14 protein-coding genes are annotated in these 16,273 nt (G+C 71.8%); 7 read left to right on the top strand and 7 right to left on the bottom strand.

Going from position 1 to position 16,273, the window contains the following annotated elements; all coding sequences use genetic code 11:
- Positions 1–136: 136 nt before the first annotated feature.
- Positions 137–445 (bottom strand): SCO5918 family protein, encoded by a 309-nt coding sequence (locus ACIBLA_RS34645; RefSeq protein WP_363246744.1) that lies wholly within the window; start codon positions 443–445, stop codon positions 137–139.
- Positions 446–680: 235 nt separating this feature from the next.
- Here ACIBLA_RS34645 and ACIBLA_RS34640 point away from each other — a divergent pair, with 235 nt between their 5' ends.
- On the top strand, positions 681–998 hold the full coding sequence (locus tag ACIBLA_RS34640) for a hypothetical protein (RefSeq protein WP_363246745.1): 318 nt from the start codon (positions 681–683) through the stop codon (positions 996–998).
- 31 nt (positions 999–1,029) lie between these two features.
- Here ACIBLA_RS34640 and ACIBLA_RS34635 read toward each other — a convergent pair whose 3' ends face one another.
- The 3 genes from ACIBLA_RS34635 to ACIBLA_RS34625 all read right to left on the bottom strand — a co-directional run bounded on the left by ACIBLA_RS34635 (position 1,030) and on the right by ACIBLA_RS34625 (position 4,873).
- Complete coding sequence (locus tag ACIBLA_RS34635) at positions 1,030–1,701, bottom strand: endonuclease (RefSeq protein ID WP_363246746.1); 672 nt, start codon at positions 1,699–1,701, stop codon at positions 1,030–1,032.
- Positions 1,698–2,015 (bottom strand): hypothetical protein, encoded by a 318-nt coding sequence (locus ACIBLA_RS34630; RefSeq protein ID WP_363246747.1) that lies wholly within the window; start codon positions 2,013–2,015, stop codon positions 1,698–1,700. The genes ACIBLA_RS34635 and ACIBLA_RS34630 overlap by 4 nt, the downstream gene beginning before the upstream one ends.
- A gap of 182 nt (positions 2,016–2,197) precedes the next feature.
- Positions 2,198–4,873 (bottom strand): SpoIIE family protein phosphatase, encoded by a 2,676-nt coding sequence (locus tag ACIBLA_RS34625; RefSeq protein ID WP_363246748.1) that lies wholly within the window; start codon positions 4,871–4,873, stop codon positions 2,198–2,200.
- Between the two features lie 190 nt (positions 4,874–5,063).
- Between ACIBLA_RS34625 and ACIBLA_RS34620 the strand changes: the two genes are divergently transcribed.
- From ACIBLA_RS34620 to ACIBLA_RS34610, 3 genes are all read left to right on the top strand, one after another.
- Positions 5,064–7,250: a DUF6351 family protein gene (locus tag ACIBLA_RS34620; RefSeq protein ID WP_363246749.1), complete on the top strand. Its 2,187-nt coding sequence runs from the start codon at positions 5,064–5,066 to the stop codon at positions 7,248–7,250.
- Positions 7,247–8,095 carry an SMP-30/gluconolactonase/LRE family protein gene (locus ACIBLA_RS34615; RefSeq protein ID WP_363246750.1) on the top strand — a complete coding sequence of 283 codons (849 nt, stop codon included), beginning with the start codon at positions 7,247–7,249 and terminating at the stop codon, positions 8,093–8,095. Before ACIBLA_RS34620 ends, ACIBLA_RS34615 begins: the two co-directional genes overlap by 4 nt.
- A gap of 106 nt (positions 8,096–8,201) precedes the next feature.
- The gene (locus ACIBLA_RS34610; protein ID WP_363246751.1) at positions 8,202–9,989 is read left to right on the top strand and encodes an ABC transporter ATP-binding protein; all 1,788 of its coding nucleotides are present in this window, start codon (positions 8,202–8,204) and stop codon (positions 9,987–9,989) included.
- Positions 9,990–9,997: 8 nt separating this feature from the next.
- On the opposite strand, the gene ACIBLA_RS34605 is transcribed toward ACIBLA_RS34610, so the two are convergent.
- Complete coding sequence (locus tag ACIBLA_RS34605) at positions 9,998–10,894, bottom strand: hypothetical protein (protein WP_399200896.1); 897 nt, start codon at positions 10,892–10,894, stop codon at positions 9,998–10,000.
- Positions 10,895–11,162: 268 nt separating this feature from the next.
- Entirely contained in the window at positions 11,163–12,005 is an 843-nt protein-coding gene (locus ACIBLA_RS34600) for a helix-turn-helix transcriptional regulator (protein WP_399200895.1), read from the bottom strand.
- Positions 12,006–12,151: 146 nt separating this feature from the next.
- On the opposite strand from ACIBLA_RS34600, the gene ACIBLA_RS34595 reads away from it, so the two are divergent.
- The gene (locus ACIBLA_RS34595) at positions 12,152–13,006 is read left to right on the top strand and encodes a hypothetical protein (protein ID WP_399200894.1); all 855 of its coding nucleotides are present in this window, start codon (positions 12,152–12,154) and stop codon (positions 13,004–13,006) included.
- 63 nt (positions 13,007–13,069) lie between these two features.
- On the opposite strand, the gene ACIBLA_RS34590 is transcribed toward ACIBLA_RS34595, so the two are convergent.
- The gene (locus ACIBLA_RS34590) at positions 13,070–13,591 is read right to left on the bottom strand and encodes a hypothetical protein (protein WP_363246755.1); all 522 of its coding nucleotides are present in this window, start codon (positions 13,589–13,591) and stop codon (positions 13,070–13,072) included.
- Between the two features lie 118 nt (positions 13,592–13,709).
- Between ACIBLA_RS34590 and ACIBLA_RS34585 the strand changes: the two genes are divergently transcribed.
- A complete protein-coding gene (locus ACIBLA_RS34585; RefSeq protein ID WP_399200893.1) occupies positions 13,710–15,068 on the top strand; it encodes a BTAD domain-containing putative transcriptional regulator in 1,359 nt (452 codons plus the stop codon).
- 168 nt (positions 15,069–15,236) lie between these two features.
- Positions 15,237–16,244 (top strand): non-homologous end-joining DNA ligase, encoded by a 1,008-nt coding sequence (gene ligD / locus ACIBLA_RS34580; RefSeq protein WP_399200892.1) that lies wholly within the window; start codon positions 15,237–15,239, stop codon positions 16,242–16,244.
- Positions 16,245–16,273 lie beyond the last annotated feature (29 nt).

Here is a 16,273-nt window from a genome sequence, read left to right as displayed (position 1 = left end):
GGGGGGCGCTCGGGGGGGTCCTGCCCCACGGGTGTCGTTTTGGGGCGGCGCCCCTGCGCGGCGCATCTCCCCGCGCGCCCCCCCCCCCGGGGGGGGGGGGGGCGCCCCCCCCCCCAAGTCGGGTCCGCGCGGTCGGTCAGTTCCGCGTGGGGGTGCCGAGCAGCGCCGACGCCGTCTCCAGCGGGCTCGGTTCCACCACGGGCGCGGGGAGGGGGGCGCTGCGGCACGTGAAGCCGAGACGAGTCAGCGCGCGTGTCACCTCGGCGGCGGAGAAGTCACGGCGGTCCTGGCGCGTGATCACTTCGCCCACCTGCTTCACCGGATAGGTACGGCGGCTGATGACGACGGACTCGCCCGTGACCGGTTCGGGCTTGATGCCCTTCATCGCCGCCTGCACCTCGCTCTTGACCAGATCGAAGGGGAAGCGGGCGATGACGCAGCGCATAGTGCCTCGGCTGAGAGAAGGGGAGATCCGGAAGTGGTCAGCATCCCACACGAAACGGCCGCCCGGAAGCGAGACCTCCCCCCGCCCGCCCGGACGATGTCCGTGGGGCACAGGTGCGGGAATCCGGGCGGTGATCCGGAACGGGGAGGTGATCGAAGGGAAAAACCGGGCAGGTCACAGGGTGGGGCGCGAAGCCCACCCCGTACGACGGGGGCCGTCAACGCCAGGAGTTCGCATGACCGCGTACGTCATCACCGTCCCCGGCACCTTCCTGCGCACGCTCGACGCCGACTCTCGCGCGGCGCTGCTGCGGGCCCTGAGGCCCGCGGACCCGCAGCACACGGCGCTGGGTGAGGCCGAGGACCTGGACAGCCTGACGGTCAACGAGGGCGGCACGTTCAGCATCCGGCTGGAGATCGAGGCGGAGAACAGGCGGGCCGCCGAGAAGGAGGCGAAGCGGGTGGCGGGCGCCGCGCTCGGCGAGGCGGGTTTCTCGGCGGACGACGCGCCGACGGGACAGGCGTTCGTGACGGGCATCGACAGCGAGTACTAGAACTGACTGACTGCCCGCCGCCGTCCCCTTCTCAGGTCGCGGCTCCGGCCCGTGTCTCCCGTCGTGCCTCGCGCAGGCAGTCCTCGACGATGTCGTCGTCCAGCGCGGCGCGTACGAGCGCGGCGGCCAGGACGGCGGGGCCCGCGTCCCCGGACAGCCGGGCGAGCGTCGCCGCGTCGGTGCCGAGCCCGAGACGTTCCGCGCCGCGCAGCGCCTTGGTGTCGAAGTACGGCGCCACCTCGGGCCACACGGTCTGTACCTCGCGCAGGAAGATGTCCGCCCCGGTGGGGCCGATCCCCGGCAGGTCCTGGAGCAGATGGCGCAGGACGGGCACGTCGCCGTCGGCCTCGGCGCGCATCCGGCGCGGGTCGGCGTGCCACCGCCGGATCAACAGGTCGGCGCCGTCGCCGAGTCGGGTGGCGGTGCTCTCGTCGTAACGGCGGTAGCCGCCCCGGCCCAGCGCGTCGACGCGCTGCTGCCAGGTCGCCCGGGTCATCCGGCGGGGGTTGCGCAGTCCCTCCTCGCTGAGGGCGCGCGCCGTGGCGACGGCGACGCCGGCCCGGATGGGGGCGCTCAACAGGAGGGCCAGGACGATCAGTTGGTAGAGGGGCTGCGGGGTGTCACGCAGCCGGATGCCCGCGTCCTTGGCGTAGGTGCCGCCGTGGGTGCGGAGCAGTGCGTCGACGACGTCGCGCTGTCTCATCGGAACCTCAGGGGGGTCGTCCGCGCGCCGCGCGGCGGGCCGGTGTTGGTGCGGCCGACGGGGCGCGGGGTGCCGTAGGCACGGCGGCGGGCGGAACGGCGTACGGCTTCCACGCGGGCATCGGCCCGGACGTCCTTGGCGCGGCCGTCCTCCGGCGCCGAGTTCTCCGACGGGGCCTCCGAGTCACCGTCGGCCGGCCGCGGCGCCCGCAGATGGGGCAACAGGAACTCCTCCATACGTCCGAGCCCCACCGTGATGAGCAGCATCAGAGCCGGAAACACCAGGGATATCAGTACGGCCGACAACAGCCCCATAACCCAGTCCCTTCGCTCATGTGTGCGGGCGGGTACCACGTCTGTTGGAGTTCATCTGTTGGAGTTCACGCTGACGTACCTGATTTCGCGCTCTCGACGAGCGTATGGCGTCCGCACGGACCTCGCTCGTCGGCTCCCGTACGGCCGAATCCAAGTTGACAGACAGCGCGTGCGGTGGTGCGTCAGGCGCTGCCGAGCAGCTGTTCGGTCCAGATGACCTTGCCCTGAGCGCCGTAGCGGGTCCCCCAGCGCTCCGCGAACTGGGCGACGAGAAAGAGCCCACGGCCGCCTTCGTCGGTGCCGGCCGCCTGCCGCAGATGCGGTGAGGTGCTGCTGTGGTCGGAGACCTCGCAGATCAGGCTGCGGTCGCGGATCAGCCGTACCCGGATCGGCCCCGACGCGTAGCGGATCGCGTTGGTGACCAGCTCGCTGAGGATCAGCTCGGTGGTGAACGCCTCCTCGACCAGGCCCCAGTCCGTCAGCTTGCGCGTGACGTCGGCCCGCAGCCTGCCCACGGCGGCCGGGTCGGCGGGAATCTCCCAGTCGGCGACGTGCGCGCCGTCCAGCACCCGCGTGCTGGCGACCAGCAGGGCGATGTCGTCGCGCGGGTGCTCGGGCAGCAGCGCCTGGAGGACCGCGTCGCACGCCTGCTCGGGCGTCCGGTCGGCCTGCGCGGCGAGCGTACTGCGCAGCAGCGTCAGGCCCTCGTCGATGTCCCGGTGCCGGTCCTCGACGAGGCCGTCGGTGTACATCACCAGCCGGCTGTTCTCCGGCAGGTGGACCTCCAGGGTCTCGAAGGGCAGCCCACCGAGTCCCAGTGGCGGGCCGCCGGGTACGTCGGCGAAGGCGGCCGTGCCGTCCGGTTGGATGAGGACGGGCTGGAGGTGGCCCGCGCGAGCCATGGTGCAGTTTCCGGAGACCGGGTCGTAGATCACGTACAGGCAGGTGACGCCGGTGACGCCGGCCTCCGCTCCGTCGACCGCCTCGTCCTGGTCGATACGGGCCACCAACTCGTCCAGGTGCCAGAGGAGTTCGTCGGGCGGCAGATCGAGGGTGGAGAAGTTGTGGACGGCGGTACGCAGCCGGCCCATGGTGGCGGCGGCGTGCAGGCCGTGGCCGACGACGTCGCCGACCACCAGCGCCACGCGGGCGCCGGGCAGCGGGATGATGTCGAACCAGTCGCCGCCGACGCCGCCGAGACCGCCGAGACCGGCCTGGGCGGGCAGATAGCGGTAGGCGACGTCGATGGCGTTCTGGTCGGGCAGGCCGCGCGGCAGCAGGCTGCGCTGGAGCGTGACGGCCATGGTGTGTTCACGGGTGTAGCGGCGGGCGTTGTCGACGCTGACCGCCGCCCTGGCGACCAGTTCCTCGGCGACGGACAGGTCCTCGCTCTCGAACGCCATGGGCCGCGTGGACCGCCAGAAGGTGGCGATACCGAGGATGACGCCGCGCGCCCGCATCGGGACGGTGATCATCGAGTGGAAGCCGTCTTCCTCGACGAGCTTCCTGGCGCGTGGGGAATGCTGTTTGTGCCAGCCGGAGGACGCGGCGAGATCCGGGACCAGCGTCGACTCACCGTTCATGACGGCGTCGGTCGTCGGCGTGGCCGGGAGGAAGTGGATCGACTCGCCGAGCGGGTAGAGCGCGGTGTCCTCCTCCGGGCCGCTGAAGGCGGTCCGGCGCACGTCCGTGACCACGGTGGAGGGTTCCTCGCCGCGCAGGACGGGCTCGACCAGGTCGACGGTCGCGAAGTCGGCGAAGTGGGCGGCGGCGAACTCGGCCAGTTCCTCGCAGGTGCGGACGACGTCCAGGGTCGTACCGATCTCCGTACCGGCGTCGTACAGCAGCCGCAGGCGTCTGCGGGCCACATCGGCCTTTCCGGTGAGCGTCTGGAGTTCGGTGGTGTCGCGCAGGGTGGTCACGCTTCCGGGCGGGCCGCCGTCCTGGTCCGTGGGGCGCTGGCTGATGGCGAGAAGGCGTTCGCCGACGGGATGGACCTCGTCGGTCGCGGTCCGGCCGGAGGCCAGCAGTTTCCCGGTGCCGGGGTCCAGGCCCAGGTCGGTGATGGAGCGGCCCTCGACGTCCGCCGGCAGGGCGAGCAGTCTGCGGGCCTCGTCGTTGGCCAGCAGCAGTCTGCCGTCGCCGCCGACGATGAGCACCCCTTCGCGTACGGCGTGCAGAACCGCGTCGTGGTGCTCGTACATCCGGGTCATCTCTGCGGGTCCGAGCCCGCGCGTCTGGCGGCGCAGGCGTCTGCTCACCAGGGCCGTACCGCCCATGGTCAGCAGGAGAACGCCACCGGCGGAGCCGAACAGGAGCGGGAACTCCTGCTCCACGACGGAGCTGACGCGTTTGATGGTGATGCCCGCGGAGACCAGCCCGACCACTTTGCCGCTCGCGTCGGTGACGGGGACGACCGCCTGAATGAGGGGGCCGATGGTGCCGGTGATCTTCTCGACGATGACATGGCCTTCGAGGGCGGGCTTGATGTTGCCGACGAACTTCTTGCCGACACGGTTGGGAATCGGGTGGGTGTAGCGGATTCCCTTGGTGTTGAGGACGACGATGAAGTCCACGCCCGACCGTTCCCTGGCCAGCTCGGCGGGTCTGCGCAGGACCTCGGCGGGGTTGGGGTTCTTGAGGGCCGCCTCGATGCCCGGTGAGTTCGCGAAGGTCTCGGCCACGGCGACGGAGCGGTTGCGTGCCTCGCGGTCGCTGTCCGCGCGGCCCTGGAGCACGAGCGCGGCGGAGGCGGCGGCGACGAGCAGTACGACGATCGCCACCTGAAGGAGAAAGACCTGGCCCGCGACTGTTCTCATCTTCAGAACGGAGCGCCGGCGGCCGTCGCGTCCGGCCATGCCCCCTTTCTACACCCCTCCCAGAAGGGGGGCGAGCGCGAGTTCACGGTCCGTGGTCTTGACCCGACGCGTCGTCGGATGAACCATTCAGCGGGTCCGGGAGTGATGTCAGTGAAGTCGAGCGACACGTGGGTGTACGGCCGATGCGGCCGGCGAACCGATCGTGTCCACAGATCATGGGGGTTCATCGGTGTCCCGTCGGCCCGTTCTCGCCATCGCGCTCGCCGCCGGTGCGCTGCTGCTGACCTGTCTGCCCAGTGCCGCCGCCCAGTCACCGGGCCGCGCGGCCGACTCCGAGCGGCTGACCATCGACACGCTGTCGACCCGGCCCGACGTGGTCACCGGCGGTGACGTGCTGGTGAGCGTGGGGGTCCCGCGGGGCCTCGACCCCGATGACGTACGCGTCACCCGTGACGGCACGGACGTGACGTCGGCGTTCACGGCCACGGGCGCCGCCCCCGGCACCCTGACCGGTCTGGTGACGTCCCTGCGCGAGGGCGGCAACCAGCTCGTCGCGACCGTCCCCGGCCGGCCCGGCGCGCGGGCCACGCTCCAGGTGAGCGACCATCCGTCCACCGGCCCGGTCATCAGCGGTCCGCACGAGCGGCCCTTCGTCTGCGGCACACGGACGTTCAAGCTGGTCGACGGCTCCACCCTGGGGCCACCGCTGGACGAGGACTGCTCGATCGCGACACGGGTCGACCACGCGTACCGCTCCACCGACGGGACCGTGAAACCCCTGGCCGATCCGGCGAGCCGCCCCGCCGACCTCGCGACGACCACCACGACCACCGGTGCGCGGGTGCCCTTCCTCATCCGAATAGAGACCGGCACGCGCAACCGGGGCGTCTACCAGATCTCCATGCTGGCAGACCCCGCCGCGCCGGAGCCGACGCGTGCGCGGCCCGCCGAGGGGTGGAACGGGCGGCTCATGTACACCTTCGGTGGCGGCTGCCGGGGCGGCTGGTACACCCAGGGCTCGGACACCGGCGGCGTACTGGACACCGAGATGCTGGGGCGGGGGTACGCCGTGGCCTCGTCGTCCCTCAACGTCTTCGGCAACAACTGCAACGACCTGCTCGCGTCCGAGACCATGATGATGGTCAAGGAGCACTTCGTGGAGCGGTACGGCGTCCCGCGCTTCACCATCGGCTGGGGGTGCTCCGGCGGCTCGTACCAGAGCTATCAGATCGCCGACAACTACCCCGGTCTGCTCGACGGGATCATCGTCGGATGCAGCTTCCCCGACGTGACGTCGGCGACCAACCTCACGTTGCTGGACTCCCGGCTGCTCAACCACTACTTCACCGCGACGGCGCCGGACGAGTTCAGCGCCGAGCAGCAGAGGGCGATCGCCGGGTTCCGCGAGCGGGCCGGTATCCCGAATCTCAGCGACGGCGCGAAGCGCCTCGACCCGGACGCGGAGTTTCCCGCCGCCCTGCCCGAGGACCAGCGGTACAACGCGCTCACCAACCCCGACGGGGCGCGGGGGACGGTCTTCGACCACACCGTGAACGTGTACGGGACCGACCGGCGCACCGGCGCCGCGCTGCGCCCGCTGGACAACGTCGGTGTGCAGTACGGGCTCGACGCGCTGAACGCGGGCGCGATCGACAAGAAGCAGTTCATCGACCTCAACTCCCGTGTCGGCGGCATCGACCGCGACGCCGAGTTCACCACGGGGCGCACGGCGGCCGACCGTACGGCGACCGAGGCGGCGTACGGCACGGGCCGCATCCTGTGGGGCGGCGCGGGTCTCGCCACCACACCGGTCATCGACCACCGCTCCTACACCGACGATCTGCCCGGCGGTGACATCCACATGTCGGTGCACGGGTTCTCCACCCGCGCCCGGCTGATCGCGGCGAACGGCAACGCGGACAACCAGGTGATGCTCGCGGAGGACAACCGCCACGGCTTCAGTCTGCGGAGCCCCGCGCTGCGGTACGCGCTCACCGAGATGGACAGCTGGCTGACGTCGCTGACGGCGGACGGCTCGCGGGCGGAGTGGACAGCGCGGGACGTGCTCGCGCACAAGCCCGCAGAGCTGACGGACGCGTGCTGGACCAAGGACGCGGAGCCCCGGAAGGTCGAGCAGCGGCTCGGTTACGACAACGCGGGCGAGTGCGGCGCGCTCTACCCGGCGTACCCGACGCCGAGGCTGGTCGCCGGCGCCCCGCTCGCGGACGATGTGATCGCGTGCCGCCGCAAGGCGGTGGATCCGGCCGACTACGCGGTGACGTTCACCGGCGGTGAACTCCGGCAGCTGCGCGCGGCGTTCCCCGACGGGGTCTGCGACTGGAGCAGGAGCGGTCTGGGGCAGCGTCCGCCGGCCGGCACCTGGCAGTCGGCCGGGGACCCGGGCGGGGCGCGATGATCGAGGTCGCCGTACGGGCGGAGGCGAAGCTGGGCGAGGGCCCCGTCTGGGATCCGGCGACCGGCCGGCTGCTGTGGGTGGACATCCTCAACTCGCGGATCCACACCTTCGATCCGGCCGACGGCCGCCGTACGGTCCTGGCCACCGAGCAGCACGTCGGCGCCGCGCTCCCCCGGGCCGGGGGCGGACTGGTGGTCAACCTCCGTGACGGCATCGGACTTTACGGCCCCGGCGGCGACTTCTCGTGGCTGGTGCACGATCCGGTGCCCGGCCGCCGGGGCAACGACGCGGCCGTGGCGCCCGACGGCGCGCTGTGGGCGGGCAGCATGCGCTACGACGAGGCGCCGGGCGGCGGGGCGCTGATCCGGGTGGCACCGGGCGGCCCGGTCACCGACAGCCGCGCGGTCACCATCGGCAACGGCACCGGCTGGAGCCCGGACGGGCGGACGATGTACTACGTCGACACGCCCACCGGCCGTATCGACCGGTTCCGCGCCGACACCCACTCCCCCGGCGAACCGCTCGTCGACCAGGGCCCGTTGGCGACGATCGAGCCCGGCGCCGGCCACCCGGACGGACTGACCGTCGACGCGGACGGCTGCGTCTGGGTGGCACTGTGGGACGGTGCGGCGATCCGCCGCTACACGCCGGACGGCGAGTTGGACCGTACGGTCGAACTGCCCGTACTCCGCCCCACCTCCTGCGCTTTCGGCGGGCCGGAGCTGCGCGACCTGTACATCACCACGGCCCGCGTCGGCGTCGTCGCCCCGCACCCCCTCACCGGCTCGCTCCTGGTCCTGCCGGACGCCGGACAGGGCGTACCGGACACCCCGTTCGCCGGCTGACGCCGGGGGTGCGCGGCTCGGGCGGGCCGGGGCCCGCCCGGCGCGGGGACGGGCTCCGGAGGGAATGGGGTTGCGGGGCCGGTGAGGCTCGGCCTTTGCTTGGCGCATGCAGCGACCGGTCTCCCCCACCCCCTCATCGGCGGCGCTCGACCACCGCTACCGGGGTGAGCATCCCCTACGGACCCTCGGCTATCTCTTCCGTCCCGACCGCCCCCGACTCGCCCTCGCCGTCCTCGCCTTCATCGGGAAGCACAGCCCGATCTGGCTGCTTCCCCTGGTCACCGCCAACATCATCGACACCGTCGTGCAGCACGGTCCGGTCTCCGGCATCTGGATCAACGCGGGCGTGCTGCTCGTGGTGCTGCTGCTCAACCTTCCACTGCATCTGCTCTATGTGCGCTGTCTGGCGGGGAGCGTACGGCGGGTGGGCATGGCGCTGCGCGACGCGCTGTGCCGCCGGATGCAGCAGCTCTCGATCGGCTACCACTCGCGGATGAGCGCCGGCGTGCTCCAGGCCAAGGTGGTCAGGGACGTGGAGACCGTGGAGCAAATGGCGCAGCAGTCCTCGGACATGGGGCTGGCCGCCGTCATCACGCTCGTCGGCGGTCTGGTGGTGATCGGGGTGCGCGTACCGTCGTTCCTCCCCGTCTTCCTGCTCGTCGTCCCGGCCGCCGGTTTCCTGATCGTGCGGCTGCGCGGGCGTCTGCGGAGCCACAACGCGGCGTTCCGGCACGAGGTCGAGCGCATGTCCTCACGGGTCAGTGAGATGACGTCGCTGATCCCGATCACCCGCGCGCACGGTCTGGAGGGCGCGGCGATGGTCCGTATCGACGGCTCGCTGCGCCAGGTGCTGGCGGCCGGGGTACGGCTGGATCTGCTCAACGGACGCTTCGGCGCGCTCGCGTGGATCCTCCTCAACTCGCTGGGCGTGGTGTGTCTCGCGGGCTCGGCGCTCGTGGCGTACCACGGGCTGCTGCCCATCACGGCGGGCGATGTCGTCATGCTGAGCGCGTTCTTCACCACCCTGACCAGTTCGATGGTGACGCTGCTCGGCCTCGCGCCCGTCATCAGCAAGGGACTTGAGTCCGTACGGTCGGCGGGTGAGGTCCTACAGGCCCCCGACCTGGAGAGCAACGCGGGCAAGGAGCAGGTCGATTCGGTCGCCGGGCGTATCGATTTCCAGGACGCCGGTTTCCGGTACGACGGCTCGCCGGACCCCGCTGTGGAGGACTTCACCCTCTCGGCGCGCCCCGGCCAGACCATCGCCCTGGTCGGCGCGTCCGGCGCGGGCAAGTCGACGGTGCTCAACCTCCTCATCGGCTTCATCCGCCCCACGTCCGGCCGCATCCTCCTGGACGGCACGGACATGGCCACGCTCGACCTGCGCAGCTACCGGCGGTTCCTGTCCGTCGTACCGCAGGAGTCGATCCTCTTCGAGGGCACGATCCGCGAGAACGTCACCTACGGTCTCGACGACACGGACGAGACGACCGTACGGCGCGCACTCCGGGACGCGAACGCCCTCGAATTCGTCGACCGCCTGCCGGACGGCCTCGCCACGGTCGTCGGGGAGCGCGGCGCGCGCCTCTCCGGCGGCCAGAAGCAACGGCTCGCGATAGCCCGCGCGCTGATACGCGACCCTCGGGTGCTCGTCCTGGACGAGGCCACGTCCGCGCTCGACACGCGCTCGGAGGCACTGGTGCAGGAGGCGCTGGCCCGGCTGGTCCACGGCCGTACCGTCTTCGTCGTCGCGCACCGTCTGTCCACGATCCGGGGCGCGGACCGCATCGTGGTGATGGAACAGGGCCGGATCGCCGAGGTGGGCACTCATGAGGAGTTGATGTCACGCGGCGGCGTGTACGCCGGCCTCCAGCCGGCGCACCGCGCCTCCTGAGGCACCTCCTACTTCTCCGGCAGCGGGACGGTGGCGATCGTGAACGGCAGTGTCAGCGGCGGCAGTCCGGCCTGCCAGCGGTTGAACTGGCTGTTGACGACGAGGAGTCGGCTCGCGGAGCCGTCGATCGCGAGGGCGCTCGGGTGCTGGAACCCCTCCGGCGGGACCAGCCCGGAGACGTAACGTCCCCGCGTCAGCTGGTCGTTCAGCTCCACCACGGCGACCTGTGCCTGGGCGCCGGGGTTGTCGTACAGGTTGCCCTGCGTGACGTAGAGCCGTCCGTCGCGCCAGGCCAGGCCGTCACCGCTGAGGAGTCGGTGGCCGCCGAGATCCACCTCGGTGACCTCACGGGTGGCCCGGTCGATGCGCCACAACTGGCCGGTGTTGCTCTGGACGGTGAGCAGGTGGGGGCCGAGGGCGAGGATGCCGTTGAGATTGTGCTGACCGTGGACCCAGTCGATCGCGGAGGTGTCGACGTCGAGCCAGGGCTTCATCGTCCAGCGTCCGTTCTCCCGCGCCACGCGGTAGATGACGGGCCGGAAGGAGTCGGTGACGTAGGCCGCGCCGTCGTCGGCCAGGGTCGCCTCGTTGACAAAGCCGCCGGGGGTGCCGTTGAGCTTGGCGAGCAGCCAGCCGGTCCTCGTGTCGTAGATCCGCAGGGTGCCGGTGTCACCGCCGCCCGCGAACAGGCGGCCTTCGCCGTCCAGCATCATGCCGGAGGTGAAGGATCTGCCGTCCGTCCCGTCGGGCGACCAGACCGTGGCCCGCGGGCGGCTGGTGTGGCCTCGGTAGAGGGTGCCGTCCTCGGCGCTGCCGACGTAGTAGTGCCCCGTTCGCGGGTCGAGGGCCATGCCGGTCGGGAAGGCGCGGTCGCCGGGAATCACGTATCGGTCGGGTGCGGACACGGGAGCAGGTAAGGGAGCGGGGAAGGGAGTTGACTCGGAAACGGGCGTCAGTGTGAAGATTCCCAGCGCCAGGGTGGTCAGACCGGTGACGAGCAGACGCATGAGGGTGCCTTTCGGGTGCGGAGATCGTTCGAACCGTCGATCTCATCGTCGGCCGCCCGCCCACCCGGTCCCGCCGCTCCACCCGCCCCCGGGCTGCGACGCCCTCCGGCGCGGCCGACCTGGGTACGGGCGCACCCACCCGGCGCCGGCCCTCGAATGCCGCCCGTCAGGTCTCGGCCAGTTCCCGTAAGGCCTTCTCCTCCGGTGTCCCCGGCGCCGCCGTGTAGACGAGCAGGCTCAGCTCCGTGTCCTGCGGGAAGTGGGTGATCTCGTAGCCGAGTCTCAGGAATCCGAGGTGCGGATGGTCGATGAGCTTGATGCCGTGCGCCTTCGTACGGACGGTGTGCCGCGCCCAGTGGTGGCGGAACTCCGCGCTGTGCTCCTTGAGTTCGTCCACCAGCTCGCGCAGCTCCGGGTCGTCGGGGTGAATCCCCGCCGCGATCCGCAGATTGCCCACGGCCTCGCGCGCGATCATGTCGCGGTCGGGGTACCGGGCGCCGATGTCCTCGTCGAGGAGGTGCAGCCGGCACATGTTGCGCTCGCGCGGCGGGAGCGCCGCGAAGTCGGTGATCAGCCCGCACGCGGGGCGGTTCCAGGCGAGGACGTCCATCCGGCGTCCGAGGGCGACGGCGGGGGCGGTGATCCAGTCGAGCAGCCGCCGCACCTCCGGTCGTACGCCCGCGCCGGCCGCCTCGGGGACCGCGAGCGCCGCCCGGCCCGCCCCCGGCTTCCGCGGGCGAGCCAGCCGGAACAGATGGTCGCGCTCGTCCCCGTCTAGCCGCAGGGCGTCGGCGACGGCGCCGAGCACCGCGTCGGACACGCTGCGGTTACGGCCCTGCTCCAGCCGTACGTAGTAGTCGACGCTCACCCCCGCGAGGTGTGCCAGCTCCTCCCGGCGCAGCCCCGGCACCCTGCGCTGTCCGGAGCCGGAGGCGTAACCGACGTCCCCGGGCTGGATCCTGGCGCGACGCGAGCGCAGGAAATCGCCCAACTCCCCTTGTGTCCCCATGCTGTTCATTGTCCACGGTGGGCTCGGCGGACCATGGGTACGGCGGAACCCAGGTTCGGCAGGGCACAGGGAACGGCCGGTCCGCCGGGTGAGCATGAAGCCTCAGTTCGTGACCACGTGGAACGTGAAGAGGAGAGGCGGCAGTCATGGGCACAGGTATGCGTACCGATCGCAGGGTCTCGGTGGCGGTGACGACGGCGCTGACGGCGGGGGCGCTGCTGCTGGCGGGACCGGGACCCGCCACCGCTAGGGGCGCGGCGACGGGCGCGGCGACGGGCGCGGCGACGGCCGCGCCGTCCGACCCCGCTCCGGGCGGCCCGCAGCGACCGTACGAGCCCGACGTCCCCGGCCCGCGCAACATCGACACGCTGTCCGTCGCGGTCACGCCCGACGGTGGCACCAAGCGTGGCGTACGGGTGGGCTTCGACCGCACGAGCCGGTCGGACGCGGGCGGGGCACCGGCGGGCGCACGGCGTTTCGTCTTCCTCTTCGACGAGTCGCTGGACTTCCGTCCGGACGCGTTCCCCGTCTGCGCGCGCGAGGTGATCGAGACGGCGGGCGTCGACGGGTGCCCGGACGAGTCACAGGTCGGCCGGGGCACCAGTCATGTCTATCCGGAGGGCACGGCCGACGTCGTCGCCTTCAACACCCGCCACGCGAACGGGCTGCGCGGCGCACTCGTCGTCATCCCCGCGTCGGGCACGATCCTGGAGCTGACCTGGGAGCGGGTCACCGCGGAATACCGCCAGCGCGGATACGGGTGGGCGCTGGACGAGATTCTGCCGGTGACCGCCGTCCCTCCGCAGGACCGGGCGGGCACGTTGCGGTTCCAGCTGGAGTGGGGCGCCACACGACGGGCCGGCGACGGCCGGGACGTGAGCTTCGCCAAACTGGCGGGCGAACGGGACGAGAAGCTGCGGTTCGGCCTGTGGAGCTGGTTCGTCACCGGCCAGATCGCACTCCCGCGGGCAACGGCGGTGCCCCCGGCGCCGACGCACTGAGGCCCACGGTCAGAGAGGCACAGTCAGCGGCCGGGCACCGTGGCATCGCGCTGTGGTGCGTCGTCAGTCGACGCGCGCACAGATGTCGTCGTACGAGCCGTGGGCCATGGTCACGTCCTTGTAGCCGGTGGAGCTGATGTCCATGGTGTACGCCCCGTCGATCAGGTACACACCGCGCGCCAGACTGCCGCCGTTCTCGGCGAAACCGACCAGCACCGGGCCCAGCACGGACCAGAACTGCGAGCCGTCGGCGCGGTGGTCCACGGCAGCCGTGCCACTCGCGTCCGCGTCGTAGAAGGCGCCGGTGTCGGTATTCGTGATCCGGACCACCAGGTCCCCTCGGTAGAGGACGCGTTTCGGGGAGCCGTCCGGATGGGTCGTCAGCACCCGCCGCACCACCTCGTCCACGACGGGCTCGGCGTGGATGGGGACGTCGCACCGCACACCGGCGGCGGCGTCCCACGGTGCGGAGGGTGCCGGTTCCCAGCCGCTCCCCGCGGTGTCCGAGGCGGCCTGAGCGGGCTGCGCCCCGACCCCGAACAGCGGTGTGGTGAGGGCCAGTAGCGCAACGACGGTGTCTCGCACAGAGTTCTCCCCGGTGAAGTGGTGGTCCACGACCTGGGCAGCAGCGTCCCGCCGGGCCTGACCACATTCTCACCACGGCCAGTTGCTGCCCTCGCGCGTCCAACTACCCTTGGCCGCCGTGAAGTTCAAACTGCTCGGGCCGTTCGAGGCCCACCACGAGGGCCGGCGGCTCCTGACGGACTGCCGCCGCCAGGAGCGTTGTCTGCTGTCGATCCTGCTGCTCGACGCGGGGCACGCCGTGACGACCGACCGGCTCATCGATCTGCTGTGGGACCGCGAGGCGAACGCGTCGGCGCGCGGCACCGTCCACACGTACATCGGCAGGCTGCGGGCCGCCCTGCGGACAGGGCTCGGACCGCGGATCGAGACCCGCCACGACGGCTATCTCCTGGAGGCGGGCGGGTACGAGGTCGACGCCCAGGACTTCGTCCCGCTCGCCCGTGCCGCGGCCGACGCCACGGACCCCGCCGAGCGGATCCGCCTCTGCGACCGGGCCCTCGCGCTGTGGCGGGGGCCCTTGCTGGCCGATGTGGCCGGCGCCCGGCTCCGCGAGCGGCTCGGCGGACGCCTGGACGCACTGCGGCTGTCCACCGTCGAACTGCGTGCCGAGACACAGCTCTCGATGGGCCTGCACGACCAGGTCGTGGCGGACCTGACGGTCCTCGCCGACGAGCACCCGGAAAGGGAGCGCATCGTCGCCGCCCAGATGACGGCCCTCTACCGTGGTGACCGCGCGGCCGAGGCCGTCCGGCTCTACCGCGTCACACGTCACGCGCTCTCGGAGCGGCTCGGCGTCGAGCCGGGACCGGATCTGACGGCCCTTCACCAGCGGGTCCTGCGGCGCGATCCGGCCCTCGACCGGCCACCCGCGCCCCTGTACGCGGTACGGGTCCGCGACCACTGGCTGCCGTGGAACACCAGCGGCCATCCGGCGCTGGAGTTCTGCAACACGTACGCGGGCTGGGGCGGCCCGCGACTCCCCGGTTCGGAATGGCTGCGCGACTACGCGGCCCTGGCGGTGTGGGCCGGCCATCTCGACCTGGCGGAGGACCACGTCGTCACCCGTCTGATCACACGGGCGCGGCACGCCCCCGGCGAAGCGGCGGCCGTACTGGCGGAGGCCCGTGACTTCCGTGCGCGGCTGTACGCCTGCCTGACGGACCCGGCCGACACAGGTGCCTTCAAGGCGGTGGCGGATGTGGCGGAAGCGGCGGCCAAGGCGTCGGTGTTCACACGCGGCGGGGACGGTCTGGGCCGCTGGCGCATCTCCCCCTCCGCCGGTCTGCGGCTCCCCCTCTACGCGACGGCCCGCAGCGCCGCCGATCTGCTGACGGATCCGCGCCGCTTCGTGGTGCGCGGCTGTCCCAACGAGGAGTGCGGCTGGCTGTTCCTCGACGGCGGGGGCCGGCGCAGATGGTGCAGCCTCGCGACGTGCGGCGCCTCGCGGCAACTGCGGGACGGTTGCGCGGCCGGCTGACCTCGCACCGCCCCGCCGACCGCGCGCGGTGGCCCCTAACGGGTGATCAGCCCTGGTCACATGCGCACTCGTCGCTCACTCGCGGGGAGCCTTCTCCGAAAGCTGACGACCTGATCAAGGCCTTGTCCCGGTCGGTTCGTCGGACCCGACGGAGAGAGGCGAGGCGCGATGAGCAGCCTCCTGGACACGCTGCCCGCCGACGAGCGGCGCAGACTGGGCCACACACGGTCGGGCGCGGCTCTGGCGTCCGCGCCGATACTCGCCACCCTGAGCGATCGACGGCTCTTCGGCGACGGCTGGATCTTCGAGCGCAAGCTGGACGGCGTCCGGGTGCTCGCCGTACGGGACGCGTCGGGCGTACGGCTGCTGTCGCGCAGCGGCCGGCGGCTGAACGACACCTACCCGGAGATCGTGGACGCCCTGGCCGCGCAGGAGCGCACCGACTTCACGGTGGACGGCGAGGTCGTCGCATACGCCCACGGCCGTACCGACTTCGCCCGGCTCCAGCGGCGGATGGGGATCAGCGACCCCCGGCGGGCGCGGGCCACCGGGGTGGCCGTCACGTACTACCTGTTCGATCTGCTGCGGCTCGACGGCGCCGATCTCACCGCGATCTCGCTGCGTTCGCGCAAGTCGCTGCTGCGCAGGGCGCTGACCTTCCGGGCACCGCTGCGCTTCACGGCGCACCGCAACGCGGGCGGTCCGGAACTGCTGGACCGGGCGTGCGCCAGTGGCTGGGAGGGGCTGATCGCGAAACGGGCCGCGGGACGGTACGAGCCCCGGCGTTCCACGGGCTGGCTGAAGCTCAAGTGCGAGCAGGGGCAGGAGTTCGTCATCGGCGGGTACACGGAGCCGGCGGGTTCACGCGTCGGCTTCGGCGCGCTGCTCCTCGGTCATTACGAGGAGGGACGGCTGCGGTACGCGGGCAAGGTCGGAACGGGGTACGACCAGGCGACACTGGCGGAGATCCGCCGCCGTCTGGACGAGGCGGCGGTCTCCCGGTCGCCGTTCGCCGATGTGATCAAGGAGCGTGCTCCGCACTGGTCGGAGCCCCGGCTCGTGGCGCAGATCGCGTTCACCGAGTGGACCCGGGACGGGATGCTGCGCCACCCGCGGTTCCTGGGGCTGCGGGAGGACAAGGAGCCGACGGATGTGGTGCGGGAGAGACCCGTCTGACGGGGCAGAACGTGTATGAGACACGAGAC

Source organism: Streptomyces sp. NPDC050433 (assembly GCF_044458565.1).
Taxonomy (GTDB): Bacteria; Actinomycetota; Actinomycetes; order Streptomycetales; family Streptomycetaceae; genus Streptomyces.
The sequence above is the reverse complement of the archived record's forward strand: the minus strand, read 5'-3'. Positions and strand labels throughout refer to the sequence as shown.

Excerpts from the sequence above, each read along its gene's own strand:
- ACIBLA_RS34645 (WP_363246744.1), bottom strand. The coding sequence starts at position 445 with ATGCGCTGCGTCATCGCCCGCTTCCCCTTCGATCTGGTCAAGAGCGAG.
- ACIBLA_RS34640 (WP_363246745.1), top strand. The coding sequence starts at position 681 with ATGACCGCGTACGTCATCACCGTCCCCGGCACCTTCCTGCGCACGCTC.
- ACIBLA_RS34635 (WP_363246746.1), bottom strand. The coding sequence starts at position 1,701 with ATGAGACAGCGCGACGTCGTCGACGCACTGCTCCGCACCCACGGCGGC.
- ACIBLA_RS34630 (WP_363246747.1), bottom strand. The coding sequence starts at position 2,015 with ATGGGGCTGTTGTCGGCCGTACTGATATCCCTGGTGTTTCCGGCTCTG.
- ACIBLA_RS34625 (WP_363246748.1), bottom strand. The coding sequence starts at position 4,873 with ATGGCCGGACGCGACGGCCGCCGGCGCTCCGTTCTGAAGATGAGAACA.
- ACIBLA_RS34615 (WP_363246750.1), top strand. The coding sequence starts at position 7,247 with ATGATCGAGGTCGCCGTACGGGCGGAGGCGAAGCTGGGCGAGGGCCCC.
- ACIBLA_RS34610 (WP_363246751.1), top strand. The coding sequence starts at position 8,202 with ATGCAGCGACCGGTCTCCCCCACCCCCTCATCGGCGGCGCTCGACCAC.
- ACIBLA_RS34600 (WP_399200895.1), bottom strand. The coding sequence starts at position 12,005 with ATGGGGACACAAGGGGAGTTGGGCGATTTCCTGCGCTCGCGTCGCGCC.
- ACIBLA_RS34595 (WP_399200894.1), top strand. The coding sequence starts at position 12,152 with ATGGGCACAGGTATGCGTACCGATCGCAGGGTCTCGGTGGCGGTGACG.
- ligD (WP_399200892.1), top strand. The coding sequence starts at position 15,237 with ATGAGCAGCCTCCTGGACACGCTGCCCGCCGACGAGCGGCGCAGACTG.